Below are 21163 nucleotides of genomic sequence, written 5' to 3'. Positions count from 1 at the left end.
CCAACCTCGCACCGCATCCATGAAGACCAAGCACGAACTCGAACTGGCCGACGTCAAGGCCATTGCCGCTGCCGCCGAAGCCGAAGCCCTGAAGAATAACTGGGCCGTGACCATCGCCATCGTGGACGATGGCGGCCACCTGCTGTGGCTGCAGCGCCTGGATGGCGCCGCTGCCGTGTCCTCGCACATCGCCCCCTCCAAGGCCCGTACGGCCGCCCTGGGCCGCCGCGACAGCAAGGTCTATGAAGACATCGTGAACGGCGGGCGCACTGCGTTCCTGAGCGCCCCCACCATCGACGGCCTGCTCGAAGGCGGCGTGGCCATCCTCAAGGACGGCCAGTGCCTGGGCGCCGTGGGTGTGAGCGGCGTGAAGTCGACCGAAGACGCGCAGATCGCGCGCGCCGGCATCGCTGCCATCGGCCTGTGAGCCCTGGCATGCCCTGCGGCATGCAGCATCCATGAAAAAAACCGGCCTTGGCCGGTTTTTTCGTTGGGGGACGCCAGGTATCAGGCGGTGGCGTCCGCCATGGGGTGGGGCAGGGCGTTGCCGCTGCCGCTGGGCGCAGGAGAAGGGTTGGGTACGGGGGCCTGGACGGGCGCCGCGGGCCGGCGCACGGGGTTGCGCAGGGCGACCAGGCCCTTGCGCTCCAGGTCGATGCGCGGGGCGCTGGGCTGGCCCTTGAAGTCCAGCCACTGGTGGTTCTCGTAGTCGTAGAGCTTGCAGGTGCGCATGGTGCGCAGCAAGGTACGCACCGAGGCCTTCTCGATCACCAGCTTGTGGCCGACCAGCTCGTTCATGCGCTTTTGTGCGGCCAGCAGGTGGTAGGACGGGATCCCGGCGTGTGCGTGGTGCGCCGCGTGGTTGTAGACGTTGTTGACCACCTTGGAGAACCAGTCGGGCAGCACCCAGACCACGGAGCAGACTTCGGGGCTGTGGCGGTTGCTGCGCAGGTCGTCGCTCTTGAACCAGGGAATGTCGGGGTGGGTGTGCATGATGTACAGCGAGGTGCTGCTCAGGAACATCAGCGTGAACAGTGGCAGCACCCAGCCCAGCAGCACGGCCTGCAGGGCGGTGATGGGCGCAAAGGCGGGCGCGCACAGCAGGAAGGCCACATAGCTGCCGTGGTAGGCCAGCAGCAGGGCCGAGTATTTGCGCGACTCGGGCACCTGGTCCTTGGGCGTGCGCACATTGGGGTAGACGCGGGTCGGGAACCAGTGGATCGCAAAGTACAGCCACAGGCCGATGCCCAGGGGTGCGCGGTAGATGTGCTCCAGCACCTTCTTGTGCCAGGGCAGCGCGTCGTAGCCGGCCTTGGAATAGGGCGTGTAGTAGTCGAAATGGTCGCCGTTGGTGTAGGGGTGGTGCACCTTGTTGTGGTCGTGCGACCACATGCGGTAGTTGTGCGTGGCGGGCACGCCGGCCAGCAGGGCCAGCACCCAGTTCAGGCGCTTGGAGCGGGCCAGGGTGCCGTGGGCGGCATCGTGCGCCAGGGTGTAGAACGAGGACAGGCGAAAGCCCGCCATCAGCGCGGCCACGACCTTGAGCCACATCGGCTCGGCCAGCAGCACGGTGGCGATGAAGGCCCAGTACAGCACATGGTCGCGCAGCACCAGGGTCACGCCCTTCTTGTCGCTGGGGTTGGCGAAAGCCGACAGTTCCTGCAGCAGCTGGGCTTTGGAAATCTCGGGCCGGGCGGTGGAAGGCTGGGTCATGGGCTGTGCACAGGGTGGGCAGATGGCCTCTTTGCGTGGCACTTCCGGCATGTGGCAGGCGTTTGGATGGGGCCTGGCGGGCGGTGCCTGCAAAGGGGAGAAACGTCAAGAAGTGTTTCACACCGGACCCGCCATCCTGGGGGCGAACAGCGGGGTGAAATCCGGCCATTTCGGGCGTTTGCCTGGAATGCCGCGCGCCAAAGAAAAACGGCCCCGAAGGGGCCGTTTGGGGCAAGCGCCCCGGTGAGGGGGCTTGCCTGAGGGAGGCAGGTACCGTGGAAAAAAGGCCTGGCTACGCGGGTCAATCAAGCCCGTTGGCTGGCAAAAACGACCCTTGCGGACTGTGTGCCCGGGAGTCGCCCCACGATGAAACCTGGAAAAGAAGGGCTCTTGCTTACTTGGTGAGGATCAGCTTGCCGAGCTTGGTGGCCTGCAGGCGGTACACCGACCCGTTGTGGCTGATGGCCACGGCCTTCTGGCCTTGCAGCAGGTCATTGCTGTCCACGGCAACCGTTGCGTCCACGCCGGGGGTGCCTTGCTGCGGCTGCAGGGAGTCTGCAGAGGCGGGGCGCAGGAGCGTGGCGGCAGTCAGGGTGGCTTGCATGGGAGAGGTTCCTGGTGCGTTGAATTCTGTACGGTTCGCTAATGATAGTGATTCGCAATTACTGGTCAAGCAATTTCTGCAGGAACCGGTGAGAATCTTTGCTGCGGCAGGCCGGGCGGCTGCCGAGGGCCGCACGGACACCGCAGGCACCACGCAAAACAGGCCCGAAGGCCTGTCGTTGCGTGGCGGTCGCGGCCGGCGCCTTGCGGCGCCGCAGGCGCGTCGCTTACTGTGGATCGGTCACGAAGCCGATCTTGCGCACACCGGCGCGCTGGGCGCTGGCCATGGCCTGGGCCACGCGCTCGTAGCGCACTTCCTTGTCGCCGCGGATGTGCAGGTCCGGCTGGGGCTGCTTGGCAGCCTCGGCCTGCAGGCGCGGGAAGAGCTCCTCGTCCGTCACCTGCGACTCGTTCCAGTAGTACTTGCCGTCAGCCGACACCGACAGGCGCACGGTTTCGGGCTTTACGTCCTCGGGCTGGTTGGTGGCGCGGGGCAGGTCCACGTTCACCGAGTGCTTCATGACGGGCACGGTGATGATGAAGATGATGAGCAGCACCAGCATGACGTCCACCAGCGGCGTCATGTTGATTTCGTTCATCACGTCATCGGCTTCGTCTTGGGTTCCGAAGGCCATGGCTTAGCTGCCTTTCTTGATGGGCAGCACCTTGCCTTGTTCGCCACCAGCGGACACGCGGGCACCGGTCACGAAGTAGGCGTGCAGGTCGTGGGCGAAGCTGTTGAGGCCGCCCAGGATGGACTTGTTGCCGCGCACCAGGGCGTTGTAGCCGAGCACGGCCGGGATGGCCACGGCCAGGCCCAGTGCGGTCATGATCAGGGCTTCGCCGATGGGGCCGGCCACCTTGTCGATGGTGGACTGGCCCGAGGTGCCGATGGCGACCAGCGCATGGTAGATGCCCCACACGGTGCCGAACAGGCCGATGAAGGGGGCGGTGGAGCCGACCGACGCCAGGATGGCCAGGCCCGATTGCAGGCGCGCCGTGAATTCGTCGATGCAGTTGCGCAGGCAGCGCGTGACCCAGTCGCTCACGTCCAGGCTGTCGTGCAGGTGGGCCTTGGTGTTGCGGTGGTGGGCCGTGGCTTCACGGCCTTCCAGCGCCAGGTGGCGGAAGGGATTGGTGTTGTCATTGCCCAGCTTGGACAGGCCGGCCGCGAAGTCCTCGCTGTGCCAGAAGTCCTGGGCGGCGCGGCTGTGCTTCTTGAACTTCACGATGTCCAGCGCCTTGATGATGATGACGATCCACGAGGCCAGGGACATGGCCAGCAGGATGACGGCCACTGCGCGGGTGACAAAGTCGCCCTGGATCCATACGTTGGCGATGCCGAATTGCGATTCCATGAGAACTCCTGATGATTATTCGAGAACAAAATTGACGGGTACCAGGTTCCACATGGTCTCTGGCACGCCATTGCGCTTGCCGGGCACGAAGCGCCAGCGCATGACGGCTTCCTGGGCCTGGCGGTCCAGGCGTTCGAAGCCGCTGGACTTGTTGATCTCCACCTTCTGCGGCGAGCCATCGGTGCCGATGAGCACGCGCAGGATGACCTTGCCCTGCTCGCCCATGCGCTTGCTGATGGCGGGGTAGCTGGGCTTGGGGTTGTTCAGGTAGGCGGCGTCGCTCGAGGGCAGCTCGATCTTGGGCGGGGCCGGGGGCGCGGGCGGTGCCGGTGGCGGCGCTTCCACCGCCACGGGCGCGGCGATGGGCGGGGCCGGGGGCTGCGGCGTGGTCACGCCCGTGGGGGCATTGGGGGCCGGTGTCGGGTCGGGAATGGCCACCGGCATGGGGGCCGGCTTGGGGGCCTTGACCTGCTGCGGTGCGGGTTTGGGCGGTGGCGGCGCGGGCTTGGGTGGTGGCGGTTCCACCTTGGGCGCAGGTGGCGCGATGAACTCGCTGAGCAGCTCCGCCGGCACGATGACTTCCGCCGCGCGGCGCAGCAGGCCCGATTGCAGCGCCCAGATGCCCGCCACATGCAGCAGCACGACGGAACCTACGATCACGGTATTGCGACTGACGCCCCCGGGAGGGGCAAAACGATCAGGGTGAGACATAAGTGTGATGGCGGCTGCCGCCGCTTGCGCGGCAAACGGCACAGGCCTGTGAGACCTTGATTATTTGCGGAAGATCCACCAGGCCGAGCCTGCGACGAGGATCAGGCTGCCGGCGAGTGTAGAGAGGAGTTCCATGCCTTGCTTTCCGTGATGGAGCTGGCAAGCTGGATCGTCTGGGACGCTGCCTCGTTGTGCAAGGCGGCGATGGGACCCGAGGCGCTGCACTGGGCCACCACGTCGCGGGCGCAGCTTTCGCAGCATCCACATTGGGTTGCAACGCCCAGTTCGAACTGGATTTCATCAAAGCTCATGCCTGCACGGGCGTGGCGGGCGATTTCGCGGTCAGAAATCCGGCGGCAAACACAGACGATCATGGCGGCAGGCAGTGGTGGCTGGCTGGTAGAAGATGGCTGATTATAAATGCGAATTTTTCGCATTTGCAACAAATCATTCCTGGCGAGAGGGGAAAACCCGATTGCCGCCCTAGCGGCCGGCGTCCAGCAAGGCCGGAGAGGCATCCGCCAGTGTGGCGCAGCCGGTGAGTGCCATGGCGATTTCCAGCTCGTCGCGCAGCAGGCGCAGCACATGGGCCACGCCGGCGGCGCCGGCGTTGGCCAGGCCCCAGACCACGGGGCGGCCGACCAGCACGGCCGAGGCCCCGAGCGCCATGGCCTTGAGCACGTCGGTGCCGCGGCGGATGCCGCCGTCCACCAGCACGGGCAGGCGGCCTTCCACGGCCTGCACGATGCGTGGCAGCGCCGTGGCCGTGGCGGGAGCGGTGTCCAGCGTGCGGCCCCCGTGGTTGGACACCACCAGGCCCGCGACCTGCAGGCCGGCCGCCTGGCGGGCATCGGCCGGGTGGAGCACACCCTTGAGCAGCACCGGCAGGCGGGTGATGGATTGCAGCCAGGCCACGTCGTCCCAGGTGGGGGCCTGGTGCAGCAGGGCGTCGAACAGGGCGCTCTGGCCGGGTTGCAGGGCCACGCGCGGGGCGGGCGGGAGCTGCGCCAGGTTCACGGCCGTGATGCCGGGGGGCAGGTGAAAGCCCGCGCGGCGCTCCCGGTCGCGCGCGCCGCTGGAGGGCGCATCGACGGTCAGCACCAGGGCCTCGTAGCCTGCGGCTTCGGCACGCTCCACCAGGGCGCGGGTGAAGCCCCGGTCGTGCTGCAGGTAGAGCTGGAACCACAGAGGGCCGCGCCCGGCGTCGTTCAGTATGGCCTGGGCGATGGTTTCCAGGGGCAAGGTGGCCTGGGTGCTCAGCACCAGCCCGGCGCCCAGCGCGGCGGCTGCGTAGGCCGTGGCCAGCTCGCCATCGCCGTGGGCCATGCGCTGGAAGGCCACGGGTGCCAGCAGCACGGGGTGGGCCAGCGTGCGGCCCAGAAGCTGTACCCGGGTGTGGCCGCCGGCCAGGGGGCGCAGCACGCGCGGCCACAGCGGCAGGGCGTCCCAGGCGCTGCGGTTGGCGCGCAGCGTGATCTCGTCGGCCGCGCCGCCGGAAAAGTAGGCCCAGGCGTTGTTGTCGAGCTGGCTGCGCGCATGGCGCTCGTGGTCGTCGAGGGTGACGATGTGCGCCGGGATTGGCTGCAGCGCAGGGGTGTCGGGGGAGGGGGGCGGCATGGGCAGGTGCCTGCGGAATAGCGGCTACACGTCGGCCCACATGCGCAGCAGGTTGTGGTACGAACCTGTCAGGCCCACGATGGCGCCCGAGGTCTCGCCCACGCTGCCGCGCAGCTGCGTCAGGTGCTGGTCCATGTCGAACAGCAGGCGGCGCTGCTCGTCGCTGCGCACCATGCTCTGCACCCAGAAGAAACCGGCCAGGCGCTGGCCGCGCGTGACCGGCTCCACGCGGTGCACGCTGGTACCGGGGTAGACCACCATGTCGCCTGCTGCGTACTTTGCGCGCTGGGGGCCATGGGTGTCTTCGATGACGAGCTCACCCCCGTCATAGTCTTCGGGGGCACTCAGAAAGACGGTGCACGAAATGTCCGTGCGCACGCGGCCCTTGCCGTCGGGCAGGAAGCGCACGGCACTGTCCACATGGTTGCCGAAGGCATTGGTGGCCCCGCCATAGCGGTTGAACATGGGGGGCGAAATGGTCTTGGGCAGGGCGGCTGAGAAGAACAGCGGGCTGCGCTCCAGCCCGCGCAGCAGGATCTGGCGCAGGGCCTGCGCCGCCTCGCACTGCTCGGGCAGTTGCTCGTTGTTCTTGGCCTGTGCCGCCTGCGGCCCGGCCGAGACACGCCCATCGTGCCATGGCGCATCGCGAAGCAGCTCCTGAGCGCCGCGCAGTTCGTCGGCGCTCAGGAGGTTCGGAATGTGCAGCAGCATAGTGGGTGTGGGTGGCTCGGGATGGGCCGATGGCAGGGCTTAGAAGCGCGTGCCCACCGTCAGGCGGATATTGCGCGGCTCACCCAGCGTGACGAAACCGGGGTACAGCTGGTCGCCGTAGCTGCGGTTGGCCACGTTGTTGATGTTGAGCTTGGCGTACACGCTTTCGGTGAAGTTGTACTGGGCCATCAGGTCCATGGCCACATAGCCTTGCGCATAGGCGGTTGCCGAGGCCGCGCCCGTGGTACCGGCCACGGGACGGTTCTCGCTCACGCCGCGCACGCCGCCTGCCACACGCAGCTTGGGCGTGGCCTGGTAGCCGAGCCAGACGCTGGCGCTGTGCTTGGGCGTCAGGCCCACGCGCTGGCCGACGGTGTTGGCCGCGGCGCTACCGGTCTTGTCGATGGTGGCCACCGGAATCCAGGTGTAGGAGGCGTAGATGTCCCATTGGGGATTGATGCGGCCGACCACGTCGAGTTCCAGGCCTGAGGCATGGCGCTTGCCGTTGAGCAGGTAGGCGGTGCCGGCGAAATCGGCATCGGTGGTGCGCTCGTTGTACTTCTCGGTGCGGAAGATCGCGGCGCGCGTCGACAGGTTGCCGTCCAGCCAGTCCAGCTTGGCGCCCAGCTCGAAGTTGCGGCTCTTTTCCGCGTCGGTGTTGGCGGTCTGCTGCGTCGTGAAGCGGTAGGTGTCGGCCGAGGTGTTGAACGAGGTGCTGTACGAGAAGTGGTAAGACGCGGTCTCGCTCGGCTGGAACAGCACGCCCACGCGCTGGCTCCACAGCGAGTTGTAGCGCAGGCGCGTCGTCTCGTGGGTGATCACGCCGTTGGTGTACAGGTCACGCTCGGGGGTGGAGCTCACGCGGTCCCAGCGCAGGCCGCCCAGGAGCTTCCAGTGCGGGGCAATCTGCACCAGGTCCTGCACGTAGGCACCGACCGACGAGGAGCTGTAGTTCTGGTCGTAGCGGTACGAGGGCGAGATCGCGGTGGTGCGGCCGTCGTCCGGCGTGCCCACAGTGGTGTTGCCCTTGTTGTAGTTGGTGCCGGGCTGGCCCAGGGCGACGTTGAAGAACGCCTTTTCCTGGCTGGCATCGATGCCGGCCATCAGCTCGTGCTTCATGCCACCCCAGTTGGCCTTGGCGGTGTAGTTGGTCTGGGCGTACACGCCTTCGTGCGTGTCGGCGCGCGGGCTCAGGCCGGCGCTGGTCAGGATGGTGCTGCCGTTCAGGTTGGCCCAGGTGGTGGCGACGCCGCCCGTGGTGCCGTAGCCGGCGGTGGTGCCCCATTGCGAGCGGTCGAACTTGCCGGCGCGCAGTTGCGTGGTCAGCTCGCTGTCGTTGTCGAAGCGGTGGATCCACGAGGCCATGCCGTAGGTGGCCTTGCCACGCAGGTAGTCGCTCTGCGTGCCGTAGAAGTTCTTGGGGTTGATCAGCGTGGGGGCCGAACCCTGCAGGTAGCGCAGGTTGGCCTGGGGCACGTTGTCCGTGTCCAGGTGGAACAGGCCCACCGAGAACTCGTTGCGCGTGCCCACACCCCAGCTCACGGTGGGGGCGATGCCGTACTTGTCGATCTTGGCGCCGTGGTTGTCGCCCTTGGTGCGCATCAGGTTCAGGCGGAAGGCTGCGTTCTCGCCCAGGTGCTTGTTCAGGTCGGCCGTGGTGCGCAGCACGTTGTCGGTGCCGTAGGTGGCTTCCAGCTCGTACTGGTCGAGCAGCAGGGGCTTCTTGTTGACCTGGTTGACCACGCCGCCGGTGGAGCCACGGCCGAAGAGCATGGAGGCCGAGCCGCGCAGCACTTCGATGCGGTCGTAGTTGAAGGTGTCGCGCTCGTACTGCGAAGGGTCCTTCATGCCGTCGATCATCAGATCGCCCACGGTTGCCACGGGGAAGCCGCGCAGGCGGATGTCCTGGTCGGTACCGTTCTCGGTGGCTGCGAAGGTGATGCCCGAGGTGTAGTGCAGGGCCTGCTTCAGGGTGTCGAGCTTGGCCTCGTCCATGAGGCGCTCGGTCATGACCGTGAGCGACTGGGGAATGTCGCGGATGTCCTGCGTGCTCTTGCCGATGCTGCTCTTCTTGGTTTGCAGCGTGTCCTTGGATTGCACTTCAGCGGCTTCCTTGACCGTCACCGTGCCCATGGTGGCTTCGGGTGTGGCGGTCTGGGCCCAGCTGCTCACCGATGCGGCCAGCATGAGGGCGCCCAGGGGCAGCAGGCCCTTGTCGGAGGTATGGGCGGTGGCGACGGGGGCGGCGGCGCGCGCGACGGGCTGTGCGCGGCGGTGGTGTTTCTTGGCCAAGGGGGCTTCTCCAGCGGAACAGTGAGGGGGCGCGAGGGGCTCGCGACGGTGTTCTGAAGCAGTGGCTGGCAGGCGGCATGCGCGGGCAGGGGCCTGGAGGTGTGCAGTGGCTGGCAACCGCAGATCGCGTGCGTGGCTGTGCTTCGGGGCGCCGGAATCTTAATCGTGTTGCTAATAATTCATATTCAATTCGTTACTTTTCTGCAACAGCTTTACCCGGGCTTTACGGCGCCAGACGCAAAAAAGCCGGCACAGGGCCGGCTTTTCCGAGGCGCAGGGAGCGAAGCCCTGCGCACTGGCGTGTGGCTGCTTACTTGACGTGCTTGCCGATCAGGCCAGCCAGTTCGAACATCGACACCTGGGGCTTGCCAAACAGATCCTTGAGCTTGGCGTCTGCGTTGATGTTGCGCTTGTTGGCTGCATCCTGCAGGTTGTTGGCCTTGATGTAGACCCACAGCTTGCTGATGATTTCCGTGCGTGGCAGCGGTGCCGAGCCGACCACAGCCGCCAGGGCGGGGCTGGGGGTGAGGGCCTTCATGAACGCAGCGTTGGGCGTGCGCTTCTTGGCAGGAGCGGCGGCCTTGGTGGCTGGCGCCTTGGCGGCGGGAGCTGTTTTTGCCGGAGCCTTTTTTGCAGTTGCCATGTTGGATTTTCCTTGTTGGAAGTAGATTGTCTGACCAGTGAGAGCTGGCCTCTCTGCTGGCAGGCCGATGCTACTGGGAAAAAAACGCGTTTCCAAGGGAGAAAACGCTTTTTTTGCCTCGATTTGTTGCGTGCTTGCCCTTGGGAAGGTAAAGCTCACCGTTTTGGTGCTTTCCCAGGGGCGGAAAGTGGTTCGCAGGAGTTATGCGCCTGCGCGTTGGGCTGGGGCTTCGGGTGCGCTGCACGACAATGGCAAAAGGAGGCGGCGGTTTGCGCCACCGCGTTGGTTCTTCATTTCATTTTCGCCCGAAAGGTCTTTGCAACATGACAGCCCCATCTTCACCGGCCTTCAGTACCTGTGATTTCTGCGACGCGCACAAGGGTGACGACAGCGGCGCCTTCCGCGTGCTGCCCCCGGTGTTCCAGGATCTGGGCGGCGTTCCGGCCTTTTGCGGGCCGGTGAGCACCGTCAAGTGTTTCGAGGACAACACCCTGGTCAAGGCGGCGGTGGATTCGCCCGGCAATGGCCGCGTGCTCGTGGTCGATGGCGGCGGCTCGTTGCGCAAGGCCCTGGTGGGCGGCAACCTGGCCGCGGCTGCGGCGCGCAACGGCTGGGCCGGCGTGGTGGTGGACGGCTGCGTGCGCGACATCGCCGAGCTACGCGCCGCTGCCGTGGGCATCCGCGCCCTGGCCCTGATGCCCCTGCCCACCGAAAAGCGCAACGAAGGCCAGCGCGATGTGGCCGTGCAGATCCAGGGCGTGCGGGTGCGCCCCGGCGACTGGCTCTATGCCGATGCCGATGGCATCGTGGTCAGCGCAACGCCGCTCTCAGTCTGAGTCAGGGCCTGTTCACGCTGATTTCGCGATCCCCGAAATTAGCGTGAACAGGCCCTTCCCACGCGCCAAGCCAGGCGCGAGGGCAGGGTGGCCAGCAGCACGCTGGCCAGCGCTACGGCAAAGGCCAGCAATTGCAGGCCGCTGAGCGACTCGCCCAGCACCAGCACGCCCATCAAGGCCGCGCTCACGGGCAGCAGCACCGTGAACACGCCGCCCTGCGCGGCGGGCACCACGCGCAGGCCCGTCATCCACAGCCACACGGTCCAGATGCTGGCGGCCAGCGCATAGAACACCAGCAGCACCCAGGTGCCCCAGCCCACGGCGGCGAAGTCGAAGTGCCAGGCGGCGTACAGGCCCAGGGGCGCCGACAGCGTGAAGCCCCAGAGATTGATGATGGAGGTGATGCGCCGGGGGCCGAGTGCGCCGGTGAGCTTCTTGCCGATCACGGAATAGGCCGCTTCGCAGAACACGGCGCCCAGCAGCAGCAACTGGCCCAGCCAGGCGGGGCCGGCTTTGCCTGTGCCTGCCGCAGGCTCGGGTCCATGGCCCGGGCTGGCGATGGCGAACAGGGCGATGCCGGCCACGGCCAGGCCCACGGCTACCCAGGTGCGCGGCGCCACCTTTTCGCGCAGAAAGGCCCAGCTCATCACGGCCACGGCGGCCGGCATGCTGGCCATGGTGACCCCGGCCGTGACCGCATTGGTCAGGCTCACGCCGTAGATCATGCAGGCGGTGAACAGGAAATTGCCCAGGAAGGATTCGAGGAACAGCAGGCGCCGGGTCTGGACGGTCATGGGCGGCTCGTCGGCCGGCTTTTTCAGCCAATGCAGCATGGCCAGGCCGCCGATGCCAAAGCGCATCCAGGCGAGCAAAAACACGGGCAGCACGGCCGCGAGAGGCTTGGACAGGGCGACATAGCTGCCCACCAGGGACATGCTGAGACCCAGGCAAAGGTAGGCCAGGGGCCGGGAGAGTGGGGCTGAGCGGGACATCGGAGCGGAGCGGTGCAGGCGGCGTTGCGCGGCGGGTCGGCCATGCCGGCCTTCGATCAGCGGGGCCCACGGGCTCCCTACACTGGCGCACTGCAAATCAAACGGACCCGCATGATGCCTGACGAAACCCCTTCCCCAAGCCCTGTGCGCTGTGTTTTTGTCTACGGGACCTTGCGCAAAGGAGGCTCCAACGACATCACGCGGCTGCTTCCTGCGCCCCGCTTCGTGGGCGGTGCGCAGACCCAGGGCACGCTGTACCACCTGGGGGCCTACCCGGGACTGGTGCTGGGGGGCACCGAGGCCGTGGTGGGCGAGGTCTATGCGATCGGGCCCGCACTCGAGCAGCGCCTGGACGGGATCGAGGAAATCCACGGGCGGCCGGACGACGAGTATTTCAAGCGCGAGGTCCGCTTGCTGGTGAATGGGGTGCCCATGGACTGCCTGGTGTACGAGATCAACCCAGACCGGCTGGCCGCAGCGCCCCGCATCGGCAGCGGCGACTGGATGCGGCAAGCCGGGCACGGCCTGGCCTGATGGGGGCGTGTGGGCACTGCGGTTTTGCGCAAAGGGCGCAACCACTTGTGTCGGATGGCACCGCGCGCACCGGTTTTTCTTGAGGAGAAGGGCGTTATTTCATATTGCAAAAATTGCTTTTGCCGATGTGGAATGCAAGAATGTTGCGGTGCGGCAATTTCTCTCAATACGAGAAAACGGTTTTCGCATTGAGGAATTTGAAGCATAAAGTCTTGTTTTATAAGGGAAAAATTTATCTCTTATATAAGACATAAGAGCTTGTGCAACTCTTATACAAGACTTAAAGTTCTCTCCATGGGCAGCAGACGCAGCCCGGTGTTTTCAACCAACCTCAGGAGTAGACCCCATGCCCCAATCCTTCAACGAACAACTGAGCCGCGAACAGCAGATTGCCGCCCTGGAAAAAGACTGGGCGACCAACCCCCGCTGGAAGGGCATCAAGCGCGGTTACACCGCTGCCGATGTGGTGCGTCTGCGCGGCTCCTTCCAGGTCGAGCACACGCTGGCCCGCCGTGGTGCCGAAAAGCTGTGGGACCTGGTGAACAACGAGCCCTACGTGAACTGCCTGGGTGCGCTGACCGGTGGCCAGGCCATGCAGCAGGTGAAGGCCGGCATCAAGGCCATCTACCTGTCGGGCTGGCAAGTCGCTGCCGACAACAACGAATACTCGGCCATGTACCCCGACCAGTCGCTGTACCCAGTCGACTCGGTGCCAAAGGTCGTGGAACGCATCAACAACTCCTTCACGCGCGCTGACGAAATCCAGTGGTCCAAGGGTGTGAACCCTGGCGACAAGGGCTACATCGACTACCACGCGCCCATCGTGGCCGATGCCGAAGCCGGCTTCGGCGGCGTGCTGAACGCCTACGAACTGATGAAGGCCATGATCCGCGCCGGCGCCGGTGGCGTGCACTTCGAAGACCAGCTCGCTTCCGTGAAGAAGTGCGGCCACATGGGCGGCAAGGTGCTGGTGCCCACCACCGAAGCCTGCCAGAAGCTGATCGCGGCCCGCATGGCTGCCGACGTCTATGGCGTGCCCACCCTGGTGATCGCCCGTACCGATGCCGAAGCCGCCGACCTGCTGACCAGCGACTACGACGAGAACGACAAGCCCTTCCTGACCGGTGAGCGCACCGCAGAAGGCTTCTACAAGACCCGTAAGGGCATGGAACAAGCCATCTCGCGCGCCGTGGCCTACGCCGAGTACGCCGACCTGGTGTGGTGCGAAACCGGCACGCCGGATCTGGAGTTCGCCAAGAAGTTCGCCGAAGCCGTGCACGCCAAGCACCCCGGCAAGCTGCTGGCCTACAACTGCTCGCCTTCGTTCAACTGGAAGAAGAACCTGGACGACGCCACCATCGCCAAGTTCCAGCGCGAACTGGGCGCCATGGGCTACAAGTACCAGTTCATCACGCTGGCTGGCATCCACTCCATGTGGTACAACATGTTCGATCTGGCCCAGGACTACGTGGCCCGCGGCATGTCGGCCTATGTCGAGAAGGTGCAGGAGCCCGAGTTCGCAGCGCGTGACCGCGGCTACAGCTTCGTGTCGCACCAGCAGGAAGTGGGCACGGGTTACTTCGACGAAGTGACCACCGTGATCCAGGGCGGCAAGTCCAGCGTGACCGCGCTGACCGGCTCGACCGAAGAAGAGCAGTTCCACTGATCTGAAGTCCCTCGCGTCCCTCACAAAGGGGGGGTGAGGACGCTCCAGAAGGCCACCCTGCGGGTGGCCTTTTTTGCGTTCGGTGACCCGGGTGGGCGTTGCCATGGAGCGACGGCAGATGCCGCAGCAAGGCGCCACAGGGCGAACATGGTTAAAATGGCGGGATCAACTGTTTGATTTCCCACAAGGGCGAGAAAGGCAATCTGGTTATGACACCGCGAACTACCACGGAGACCTCCACCGGCCACTAGTGGCTGGCCGTTCGCGCCTGCACGAGATTCACCTCTCACCCAACAAAAGCGCGGCCGGTTCCGCGCTTTTTTGTTTTCCGATTCCCGATGGCCTGGGCCTTCGCGATCGACCCCCATCCCCACAAATCCACGGATTAGAGACCCATCATGATTCACATCACGCTCCCCGACGGCTCGCAGCGAGAGTTTCCCGGCCCGGTCACGGTCGCCGAAGTGGCGGCCTCCATCGGCACCGGCCTGGCCAAGGCGGCCCTGGCCGGCAAGATCGGTGACAAGGTGGTGGACACCAGCTACCAGATCACGGCCGACAGCCCGCTGTCCATCGTGACGGCCAAGGATGCCGATGGCCTGGACGTGATCCGCCACTCCACGGCCCACTTGCTGGCCTATGCCGTCAAGGAGCTGTTCCCTGAAGCCCAGGTGACCATCGGGCCGGTGATCGAGAACGGTTTCTTCTACGACTTCTCGTACAAGCGCCCCTTCACGCCCGAGGACCTGGTGGCGATCGAGAAGCGCATGGCCGAACTGGCCGCCAAGGACGAGCCCGTGGTGCGCCGTGTGCTGCCGCGTGACGAGGCCGTGGCCTACTTCAAGGGCCTGGGCGAGCACTACAAGGCCGAGATCATCGCCAGCATCCCGAGCAACGAGGACGTGAGCCTGTACCGCGAAGGCAACTTCGAGGACCTGTGCCGCGGCCCGCACGTGCCCAGCACGGGCAAGCTCAAGTTCTTCAAGCTCATGAAGGTGGCTGGCGCCTACTGGCGCGGCGACCACCGCAACGAGATGCTGCAGCGCATCTACGGCACGGCCTGGTCGACGAAGGACGAACTGCAGCAGTACCTCACGATGCTGGAAGAGGCTGAAAAGCGCGACCACCGCAAGCTTGGCCGCGAACTCGACCTGTTCCACATGGACGAGCACTCGCCCGGCACCGTGTTCTGGCACCCCAAGGGCTGGGCCCTGTGGCAGGAGGTGGAGCAGTACATGCGCCGCGTGTACCGCAACAACGGCTACCAGGAGGTCAAGGGCCCGCAGATCCTGGACAAGCAGCTGTGGGAGAAGACCGGCCACTGGGACAAGTACCACGAGAACATGTTCACGACGGAGTCGGAAAAGCGCGAGTACGCGCTCAAGCCGATGAACTGCCCCGGCCACATCCTGATCTACAAGCAGGGCATCAAGAGCTACCGCGACCTGCCGCTGCGGTACGGCGAGTTCGGTGCCTGCCACCGCAACGAGCCCACGGGCGGCCTGCACGGCATCATGCGCGTGCGCGGCTTCACGCAGGACGACGGCCACATCTTCTGCACCGAAGAGCAGGTGCTGGAAGAGTGCGCCAACTACACGGCCCTGGTGCAGAAGGTCTACAAGGACTTCGGTTTCACCAACATCATCTACAAGGTGGCGACGCGGCCCGAGGCGCGCATCGGCACCGATGAGTCCTGGGACCGTGCCGAGAAGGCGCTGATGGACGGCCTGCGCCATTCGGGCTGCGAGTTCGAGATCGCCGAGGGCGAGGGCGCCTTCTACGGCCCGAAGATCGAGTACACGCTCAAGGACGCGCTGGGCCGACAATGGCAGTGCGGCACGATGCAGATCGACCCCAACCTGCCCGAGCGCCTGGACGCCGAGTACGTGGCCGAAGACGGCAGCCGCAAGCGCCCGCTGATGCTGCACCGCGCCACGGTGGGCAGCATGGAGCGTTTCATCGGCATGCTGATCGAGCACTATGCCGGCGCCTTCCCCGTGTGGCTGGCTCCGGTGCAGGTTTCGGTGCTCAATATCACCGACGCGCAGGCCGATTACTGTCGCGAAATTGTTGAACGGCTGCAAAAAGCACTGCCGAATCAAGACCTTAGGGTGGCCCTGGATCTGCGCAACGAGAAGATTACGTATAAAATACGGGAGCATTCGTTGCAAAAGCTGCCCTACATCCTCGTCGCGGGCGACAAGGAGAAGGCGGCAGGTTCCGTCGCAGTGCGCGCCCGGGGTAACCGTGACCTCGGCGTGATGTCGATCGAGGCGTTCGTTGAACTGATCGCCAAGGACATCGCCACCAAAGCCTGATTTTTCGGTCAGATAACGCTTTGACGTGCGCCAGTCGTGCGGGTGTAGCTACATTTTTCGTAGCATTTTGATTGAAGGAAGATAGCCATCGCTACTGAATTTCGTGATCGTCGCCACCGTGAAGAGCGCAAGCACCGCCTGAACCGTGAAATCATGGCCCCGGAAGTCCGTCTGTCCGGGCCTGACAACGAGCCTTTGGGCGTGGTCAGCCTCATGGAAGCCCTGCGCATGGCCGGTGAGCTGGATGTGGACCTGGTCGAGATTGCCGCCACGGCCAACCCGCCGGTGTGCCGCCTGATGGACTACGGCAAGTTCAAGTACCAGGAGCAAAAGCGCGCCGCCGAGGCGAAGGCCAAGCAAACGGTCATCGAGATCAAGGAAGTCAAGTTCCGTCCGGGTACGGACGATGGCGACTACAACATCAAGATGCGCAACATCCGCCGCTTCCTGGCCGATGGTGACAAGTGCAAGATCACGCTGCGGTTCCGCGGCCGTGAAATCACCCACCAGGAGCTGGGGCTGGCGCTGCTCAATCGCATTCGCGATGAGCTGGCCGACACCATCATCATCGAGCAGTTTCCCAAGCTGGAAGGCCGCCAGATGATCATGATGATTGCGCCGGGCAAGAAAAAGCCCGCCGCAGCCAAGCCGGCCGCTGCCGAAAGCACGCCTTCGGGCAGTGCCGCCTGAGGCGCAGGCAGGGATACGACGGACAAGCATTTGCTGTGGCGGCCCCGAAAGGGGCCTGCCCGGCGATAGGCAGTGCTTCGGCGCTGCCGCACAGCCGGCGAAAGCCGGCTGAAAAAGTGGCTCGGGGCCAACAAGTTTGCAGATCGGTTTCTGCAAACGCCTCACGAGCACAAAGAAAAGGAGCATTCACATGCCCAAAATGAAGACCAAGAGCAGCGCGAAAAAGCGTTTCCGCGTCCGTCCAGGTGGTACCGTCAAGCGCGGTCAAGCCTTCAAGCGTCACATCTTGACCAAGAAGACCACCAAGAACAAGCGCCACCTGCGTGGTGCAGTGAATGTGCATGAGACCAACATGGGCTCGATCGCACAAATGCTGCCCAGTGCTGGCCTGTAAATAACGACGAACAAGGAGTACTCACATGCCTCGCGTCAAACGTGGTGTAACGGCCCGTGCCCGTCACAAGAAAGTTCTCGCCCTCGCCAAGGGCTTCCGTGGTCGCCGCGGTAACGTCTTCCGCATCGCCAAACAGGCGGTGATGAAGGCTGGGCAATATGCCTACCGTGACCGCCGCACCAAGAAGCGCGTGTTCCGCCAGCTGTGGATCGCCCGTATCAACGCCGCTGCCCGTGAACTGGGCCTGACCTACAGCCAGTTCGCCAACGGCCTGAAGAAGGCTTCCATCGAGATCGACCGCAAGATGCTGGCCGACCTCGCAGTGCACGACAAGGCTGCCTTCGGCAGCATCGTGGAGCAAGTCAAGGCCAAGCTGGCTGCTTGAGTTCACGACAGGCGGCCGTCTCTCACCGGACGGCTGTTTGCGCAATAACAGCAAGGGCTAGGGCTTGTGAAGGCACTAGCCCTTGTTCATTTTCAAGAGTCGATATGAACGAGTTGGATACCCTGGTCGAGAGCGCGACGCAGTTGTTTGCGCAAAGCGCCACCCCTGCTGATCTGGAAAACGCCAAGGCGCAGTTCCTGGGCAAGTCGGGTCGCGTGACCGAGCTCATGAAGGGCATGGCCCAGCTGTCGGTGGACGAGAAGAAGTCCCGCGGTGCCGCCATCAACGTCGCCAAGCAGGCCATCGAAGCCGCGCTGACCGCGCGCCGCCAGGCGCTGGCCGATGCCGAGCTGCAGGTCCAGCTCAAGGCCGAGGCTCTGGACGTGAGCCTGCCGGGGCGCCAGCGCGGGCAGGGCGGCCTGCACCCCGTGTCGCTCACGTTCGAGCGCATCGAGGGCATCTTCGGCTCCATGGGTTTCGACGTGGCCCAAGGCCCCGAGATCGAGACCGACTGGTTCAACTTCACCGCGCTGAACACGCCCGAGGACCATCCCGCGCGTTCCATGCACGACACCTTCTACGTCGAGGGCGGCACGCCCGAGGCGCCCAACCTGCTGCGCACGCACACCAGCCCCATGCAGATCCGCCACGCGGTGCAGCATGTCAAGGCGCACCGCGCCGCGCTGGACGCCGGCCAGCCCATGCCCGAGATCCGCGTCATCGCGCCGGGCCGCACCTACCGCGTGGACAGCGATGCCACGCACTCGCCCATGTTCCACCAGTGCGAAGGCCTGTGGATCGGCGAGAACGTGAGCTTCAAGGACCTGAAGGTGGTCTTCACGGCCTTCTGCCGCACCTTCTTCGAGAGCGACGACCTGGTGCTGCGCTTCCGTCCGAGCTTCTTCCCCTTCACCGAGCCCAGCGCCGAGATCGACATCCAGTTCCAGACCGGCCCGCTGGCCGGCCGCTGGCTGGAAGTGGCGGGTTCCGGCCAGGTGCACCCCAACGTGGTGCGCAACATGGGCTTGGACCCCGAAAAGTACATCGGCTTTGCCTTCGGCATGGGCATGGACCGCATGACCATGCTGCGCTATGGCGTGAACGACCTGCGCCTGTTCTTCGACGGCGACATCCGCTTCCTGTCGCAGTTCCAGTAAAGGCTGGCCCGCCGAGCCGTTTTCGCCCAGGCGCGCGCTGCATCCATGCCGCGCAGGGCACTTTCCGTACAAGAGTTCGACTATGCAATTCCCTGAATCCTGGTTGCGTGAGTTCTGCAACCCACCCCTTTCGACCGCCGAGCTGGCCGAGACGCTGACCATGGCCGGCCTGGAGGTGGAGGAGCTGCGCCCCGTGGCGCCGCCTTTCTCCAAGATCGTCGTGGGCGAGATCAAGGAGGCCGTGCAGCACCCCGACGCCGACCGCCTGCGCGTGTGCCAGGTGGATGTGGGCCAGGGCGCCCTGCTCAACATCGTCTGCGGTGCGCCCAACGCGCGCGTGGGCATCAAGGTGCCTTGCGCCCTGGTGGGCGCCGAGCTGCCGCCTGGCGACGATGGCAAGCCCTTCCTCATCAAAGTGGGCAAGCTGCGCGGCGTGGAAAGCCAGGGCATGCTGTGCTCGGCACGCGAACTCAAGCTCTCGGAAGACCATGGTGGCCTGCTCGAACTCGATGCCTCTGCCCCCGTGGGCCAGGATATCCGCGCGCACCTGAATCTGGACGACACGCTGTTCACCCTGAAGCTCACGCCCAACCTGGCGCACTGCCTGAGCGTGTACGGCATCGCCCGCGAAGTCTCGGCGCTGACCGGTGTGCCGCTCAATCAGCCGGCCTTCCCGGCGGTGGCAAGCCAACTGGCTGACACGCTGGCCGTGAAGATCAGCGCGCCCGACCTGTGCGGCCGCTTCTCGGGCCGCGTGGTGCGCAACGTGAACACGCGCGCCACCACGCCGCAGTGGATGCTGGACCGCCTGGCGCGCTGCGGCCAGCGCGGCGTGTCGCCGCTGGTGGACATCTCCAACTACGTGATGTTCGAGCTGGGCCGTCCATCGCACATCTTCGACCTGGACAAGATCCATGGCGAGCTGGACGTGCGCTGGGGCAGGGCGGGCGAGTCGCTCAAGCTGCTCAACGGCAACACCATCACTGTCGATGAGAAGGTCGGTGTGATCGCCGACAGCCAGCAGGTCGAGTCGCTCGCAGGCATCATGGGCGGTGACGCCACGGCCGTGTCGGACGACACCAGGCACATCTACATCGAGGCCGCCTTCTGGTGGCCCAAGGCCGTGGCCGGCCGTTCGCGCCGCTACAACTTCTCGACCGATGCTGGCCACCGCTTCGAGCGCGGTGTGGACCCGGCATTGACGGTAGAGCACATCGAGCGCATCACGCAACTGGTGATCGACATCTGCGGCACGCCCGAGACGGCCTGCGGCCCGATGGACGACCAGCGCGTGAACGTGCCTGTTCCCGCGCCTGTCACGCTGCGCGTGGCCCGTGCCGCCAAGGTCATCGGCATGTCAATCACGCAGGCGCAGTGCGCCGACGTGTTCAAGCGCCTGGGTCTGCCGTTCGCAGAGGGCGAGGGCACCGTCACTGTGACCCCGCCGGCCTACCGCTTCGACATCACCATCGAGGAAGACCTGATCGAAGAGGTCGCGCGCATGGTGGGCTACAACAACCTGCCCACCACGGCACCGCTGGCCCCCATCATGCCCAAGCTGCCGGCCGAGGCCACGCGCAGCCCGTTCGCCGTGCGCCGCCTGCTGGCCAGCCTGGGCTACCAGGAGACCATCAACTTCAGCTTCGTCGAAGAGCGCTGGGAGCAGGAGCTGGCCGGCAATGCCCAGCCCATCAAGCTGCTCAACCCCATCGCCAGCCAGATGAGCGTGATGCGCTCGAGCCTGCTGGGCTCGCTGCTGCAGGTGCTCAAGTTCAACCTGGACCGCCGCGCCGAGCGCGTGCGCGTGTTCGAGCTGGGCCGCGTGTTCCTGCGCGATGCCAGCGTGCAGAACACCGATACCACGGTGCAAGGTTTCCACCAGCCCATGCGTGTGGCGGGTGTGGCCTATGGCGCCAACGACATGCTGCAGTGGGGCCGCAAGGAACAGGGCATCGACTTCTTCGATGTGAAGGGCGATGTTGAGGCGCTGCTGGCACCGCTCAAGGCGACCTTCGAGCCGGGCGAGCACCCTGCCATGCACCCCGGCCGCTGCGCGCGCGTGCTGGTGCAGGGCAAGCCGATCGGCTTCGTGGGCGAGCTGCACCCGCAGTGGCGCCAGTCGTGGGAGTTGCCGCTGGCGCCCGTGATGTTCGAGCTGGAGCTCGACGCGGTGCTGCAGCGCGTGGTGCCGCAGTTCAAGGCGGTGGCCAAGCACCAGGCCGTGGAGCGCGATTTGGCACCGGTGGTGGCTGAGCGTGTCACGCACGCCGAGATCGTGGCGGCCGTGCAGGCCGCCATCCCCGGCGGCATGCTGCGTTCTGCCGTGGTGTTCGACATCTACCGCCCCAAGCCGCTCAAGGCCGGCGAGGAGACGCCTGCCGGTGGCTTGGCCCCCGGCGAGAAGAGCGTATCCGTGCGCCTGACCCTGGGCAGCGACGAGGCCACCTTGACCGAGGCCGAGATCGAGTCCGCCGTGCAGGCGGCTGTGACCCAACTCACACAGCGTGTGGGTGCGCGGCTGCGCGGCTGAGGATCACGGCGAC

Annotated in this window: 21 protein-coding genes; 10 read left to right on the top strand and 11 right to left on the bottom strand. The window is 65.4% G+C overall.

Going from position 1 to position 21163, the window contains the following annotated elements; genetic code table 11:
- Window positions 1-19: 19 nt before the first annotated feature.
- Window positions 20-427, top strand: coding sequence for a heme-binding protein (locus HNP48_RS21995; protein WP_184861054.1), 408 nt, complete (start codon window positions 20-22; stop codon window positions 425-427).
- A gap of 80 nt (window positions 428-507) precedes the next feature.
- On the opposite strand, the gene HNP48_RS21990 is transcribed toward HNP48_RS21995, so the two are convergent.
- The 10 genes from HNP48_RS21990 to HNP48_RS21945 form a co-directional block, all read right to left on the bottom strand.
- Window positions 508-1713 (bottom strand): fatty acid desaturase, encoded by a 1206-nt coding sequence (locus tag HNP48_RS21990; protein WP_184861052.1) that lies wholly within the window; start codon window positions 1711-1713, stop codon window positions 508-510.
- A gap of 394 nt (window positions 1714-2107) precedes the next feature.
- Window positions 2108-2317, bottom strand: coding sequence for a hemin uptake protein HemP (gene hemP, locus HNP48_RS21985; protein WP_184861050.1), 210 nt, complete (start codon window positions 2315-2317; stop codon window positions 2108-2110).
- A gap of 226 nt (window positions 2318-2543) precedes the next feature.
- Entirely contained in the window at window positions 2544-2951 is a 408-nt protein-coding gene (locus HNP48_RS21980; protein ID WP_184861048.1) for a biopolymer transporter ExbD, read from the bottom strand.
- Between the two features lie 3 nt (window positions 2952-2954).
- A complete protein-coding gene (locus tag HNP48_RS21975) occupies window positions 2955-3674 on the bottom strand; it encodes a MotA/TolQ/ExbB proton channel family protein (protein WP_184861046.1) in 720 nt (239 codons plus the stop codon).
- A 15-nt stretch (window positions 3675-3689) separates the two neighbouring features.
- Window positions 3690-4385, bottom strand: a complete 696-nt coding sequence (locus tag HNP48_RS21970) for an energy transducer TonB (protein WP_184861044.1) — start codon at window positions 4383-4385, stop codon at window positions 3690-3692.
- Between the two features lie 101 nt (window positions 4386-4486).
- A complete protein-coding gene (locus HNP48_RS21965) occupies window positions 4487-4759 on the bottom strand; it encodes a bacterioferritin-associated ferredoxin (protein ID WP_184861246.1) in 273 nt (90 codons plus the stop codon).
- A gap of 109 nt (window positions 4760-4868) precedes the next feature.
- A complete protein-coding gene (locus tag HNP48_RS21960) occupies window positions 4869-6002 on the bottom strand; it encodes an alpha-hydroxy acid oxidase (protein ID WP_184861042.1) in 1134 nt (377 codons plus the stop codon).
- Between the two features lie 24 nt (window positions 6003-6026).
- Window positions 6027-6713 carry a Fe2+-dependent dioxygenase gene (locus tag HNP48_RS21955; RefSeq protein WP_184861040.1) on the bottom strand — a complete coding sequence of 229 codons (687 nt, stop codon included), beginning with the start codon at window positions 6711-6713 and terminating at the stop codon, window positions 6027-6029.
- Window positions 6714-6752: 39 nt separating this feature from the next.
- On the bottom strand, window positions 6753-9005 hold the full coding sequence (locus tag HNP48_RS21950; protein WP_260420327.1) for a TonB-dependent siderophore receptor: 2253 nt from the start codon (window positions 9003-9005) through the stop codon (window positions 6753-6755).
- A gap of 310 nt (window positions 9006-9315) precedes the next feature.
- On the bottom strand, window positions 9316-9648 hold the full coding sequence (locus HNP48_RS21945) for an SWIB/MDM2 domain-containing protein (RefSeq protein WP_184861038.1): 333 nt from the start codon (window positions 9646-9648) through the stop codon (window positions 9316-9318).
- Window positions 9649-9971: 323 nt separating this feature from the next.
- Between HNP48_RS21945 and rraA the strand changes: the two genes are divergently transcribed.
- Window positions 9972-10484: a ribonuclease E activity regulator RraA gene (gene rraA / locus HNP48_RS21940; RefSeq protein WP_184861036.1), complete on the top strand. Its 513-nt coding sequence runs from the start codon at window positions 9972-9974 to the stop codon at window positions 10482-10484.
- A gap of 38 nt (window positions 10485-10522) precedes the next feature.
- Here rraA and HNP48_RS21935 read toward each other — a convergent pair whose 3' ends face one another.
- Window positions 10523-11476: a DMT family transporter gene (locus tag HNP48_RS21935; RefSeq protein ID WP_184861034.1), complete on the bottom strand. Its 954-nt coding sequence runs from the start codon at window positions 11474-11476 to the stop codon at window positions 10523-10525.
- Window positions 11477-11590: 114 nt separating this feature from the next.
- On the opposite strand from HNP48_RS21935, the gene HNP48_RS21930 reads away from it, so the two are divergent.
- The 8 genes from HNP48_RS21930 to pheT all read left to right on the top strand — a co-directional run bounded on the left by HNP48_RS21930 (window position 11591) and on the right by pheT (window position 21150).
- On the top strand, window positions 11591-12010 hold the full coding sequence (locus tag HNP48_RS21930; protein WP_184861031.1) for a gamma-glutamylcyclotransferase: 420 nt from the start codon (window positions 11591-11593) through the stop codon (window positions 12008-12010).
- A gap of 346 nt (window positions 12011-12356) precedes the next feature.
- Window positions 12357-13676 carry an isocitrate lyase gene (gene aceA / locus HNP48_RS21925; RefSeq protein ID WP_184861029.1) on the top strand — a complete coding sequence of 440 codons (1320 nt, stop codon included), beginning with the start codon at window positions 12357-12359 and terminating at the stop codon, window positions 13674-13676.
- A 398-nt stretch (window positions 13677-14074) separates the two neighbouring features.
- Complete coding sequence (gene thrS / locus HNP48_RS21920; protein WP_184861026.1) at window positions 14075-15994, top strand: threonine--tRNA ligase; 1920 nt, start codon at window positions 14075-14077, stop codon at window positions 15992-15994.
- Between the two features lie 81 nt (window positions 15995-16075).
- Complete coding sequence (gene infC / locus HNP48_RS21915) at window positions 16076-16684, top strand: translation initiation factor IF-3 (RefSeq protein WP_184861242.1); 609 nt, start codon at window positions 16076-16078, stop codon at window positions 16682-16684.
- A gap of 190 nt (window positions 16685-16874) precedes the next feature.
- Window positions 16875-17078 (top strand): 50S ribosomal protein L35, encoded by a 204-nt coding sequence (rpmI, locus tag HNP48_RS21910; RefSeq protein ID WP_005795135.1) that lies wholly within the window; start codon window positions 16875-16877, stop codon window positions 17076-17078.
- Window positions 17079-17103: 25 nt separating this feature from the next.
- Window positions 17104-17463 carry a 50S ribosomal protein L20 gene (gene rplT / locus HNP48_RS21905; protein WP_005795139.1) on the top strand — a complete coding sequence of 120 codons (360 nt, stop codon included), beginning with the start codon at window positions 17104-17106 and terminating at the stop codon, window positions 17461-17463.
- A gap of 104 nt (window positions 17464-17567) precedes the next feature.
- Window positions 17568-18620 (top strand): phenylalanine--tRNA ligase subunit alpha, encoded by a 1053-nt coding sequence (pheS, locus tag HNP48_RS21900; protein ID WP_184861024.1) that lies wholly within the window; start codon window positions 17568-17570, stop codon window positions 18618-18620.
- Between the two features lie 82 nt (window positions 18621-18702).
- Complete coding sequence (gene pheT / locus HNP48_RS21895; RefSeq protein WP_184861021.1) at window positions 18703-21150, top strand: phenylalanine--tRNA ligase subunit beta; 2448 nt, start codon at window positions 18703-18705, stop codon at window positions 21148-21150.
- Window positions 21151-21163 lie beyond the last annotated feature (13 nt).

This window comes from Acidovorax soli (assembly GCF_014207955.1).
Classification (GTDB): Bacteria; Pseudomonadota; Gammaproteobacteria; order Burkholderiales; family Burkholderiaceae_C; genus Acidovorax; species Acidovorax soli_A.
This window is presented reverse-complemented; position numbering and strand designations above follow the sequence as displayed.

Bases quoted from the DNA above. Each gene is read 5' to 3' on its own strand.
- rraA (WP_184861036.1), top strand. From the start codon at position 9,972: ATGACAGCCCCATCTTCACCGGCCTTCAGTACCTGTGATTTCTGCGAC.
- HNP48_RS21955 (WP_184861040.1), bottom strand. From the start codon at position 6,713: ATGCTGCTGCACATTCCGAACCTCCTGAGCGCCGACGAACTGCGCGGC.
- HNP48_RS21960 (WP_184861042.1), bottom strand. From the start codon at position 6,002: ATGCCGCCCCCCTCCCCCGACACCCCTGCGCTGCAGCCAATCCCGGCG.
- hemP (WP_184861050.1), bottom strand. From the start codon at position 2,317: ATGCAAGCCACCCTGACTGCCGCCACGCTCCTGCGCCCCGCCTCTGCA.
- rpmI (WP_005795135.1), top strand. From the start codon at position 16,875: ATGCCCAAAATGAAGACCAAGAGCAGCGCGAAAAAGCGTTTCCGCGTC.
- thrS (WP_184861026.1), top strand. From the start codon at position 14,075: ATGATTCACATCACGCTCCCCGACGGCTCGCAGCGAGAGTTTCCCGGC.
- HNP48_RS21980 (WP_184861048.1), bottom strand. From the start codon at position 2,951: ATGGCCTTCGGAACCCAAGACGAAGCCGATGACGTGATGAACGAAATC.
- pheS (WP_184861024.1), top strand. From the start codon at position 17,568: ATGAACGAGTTGGATACCCTGGTCGAGAGCGCGACGCAGTTGTTTGCG.
- HNP48_RS21995 (WP_184861054.1), top strand. From the start codon at position 20: ATGAAGACCAAGCACGAACTCGAACTGGCCGACGTCAAGGCCATTGCC.
- HNP48_RS21965 (WP_184861246.1), bottom strand. From the start codon at position 4,759: ATGATCGTCTGTGTTTGCCGCCGGATTTCTGACCGCGAAATCGCCCGC.
- HNP48_RS21970 (WP_184861044.1), bottom strand. From the start codon at position 4,385: ATGTCTCACCCTGATCGTTTTGCCCCTCCCGGGGGCGTCAGTCGCAAT.
- HNP48_RS21990 (WP_184861052.1), bottom strand. From the start codon at position 1,713: ATGACCCAGCCTTCCACCGCCCGGCCCGAGATTTCCAAAGCCCAGCTG.
- aceA (WP_184861029.1), top strand. From the start codon at position 12,357: ATGCCCCAATCCTTCAACGAACAACTGAGCCGCGAACAGCAGATTGCC.
- HNP48_RS21930 (WP_184861031.1), top strand. From the start codon at position 11,591: ATGCCTGACGAAACCCCTTCCCCAAGCCCTGTGCGCTGTGTTTTTGTC.
- pheT (WP_184861021.1), top strand. From the start codon at position 18,703: ATGCAATTCCCTGAATCCTGGTTGCGTGAGTTCTGCAACCCACCCCTT.
- HNP48_RS21935 (WP_184861034.1), bottom strand. From the start codon at position 11,476: ATGTCCCGCTCAGCCCCACTCTCCCGGCCCCTGGCCTACCTTTGCCTG.
- rplT (WP_005795139.1), top strand. From the start codon at position 17,104: ATGCCTCGCGTCAAACGTGGTGTAACGGCCCGTGCCCGTCACAAGAAA.
- HNP48_RS21945 (WP_184861038.1), bottom strand. From the start codon at position 9,648: ATGGCAACTGCAAAAAAGGCTCCGGCAAAAACAGCTCCCGCCGCCAAG.
- HNP48_RS21975 (WP_184861046.1), bottom strand. From the start codon at position 3,674: ATGGAATCGCAATTCGGCATCGCCAACGTATGGATCCAGGGCGACTTT.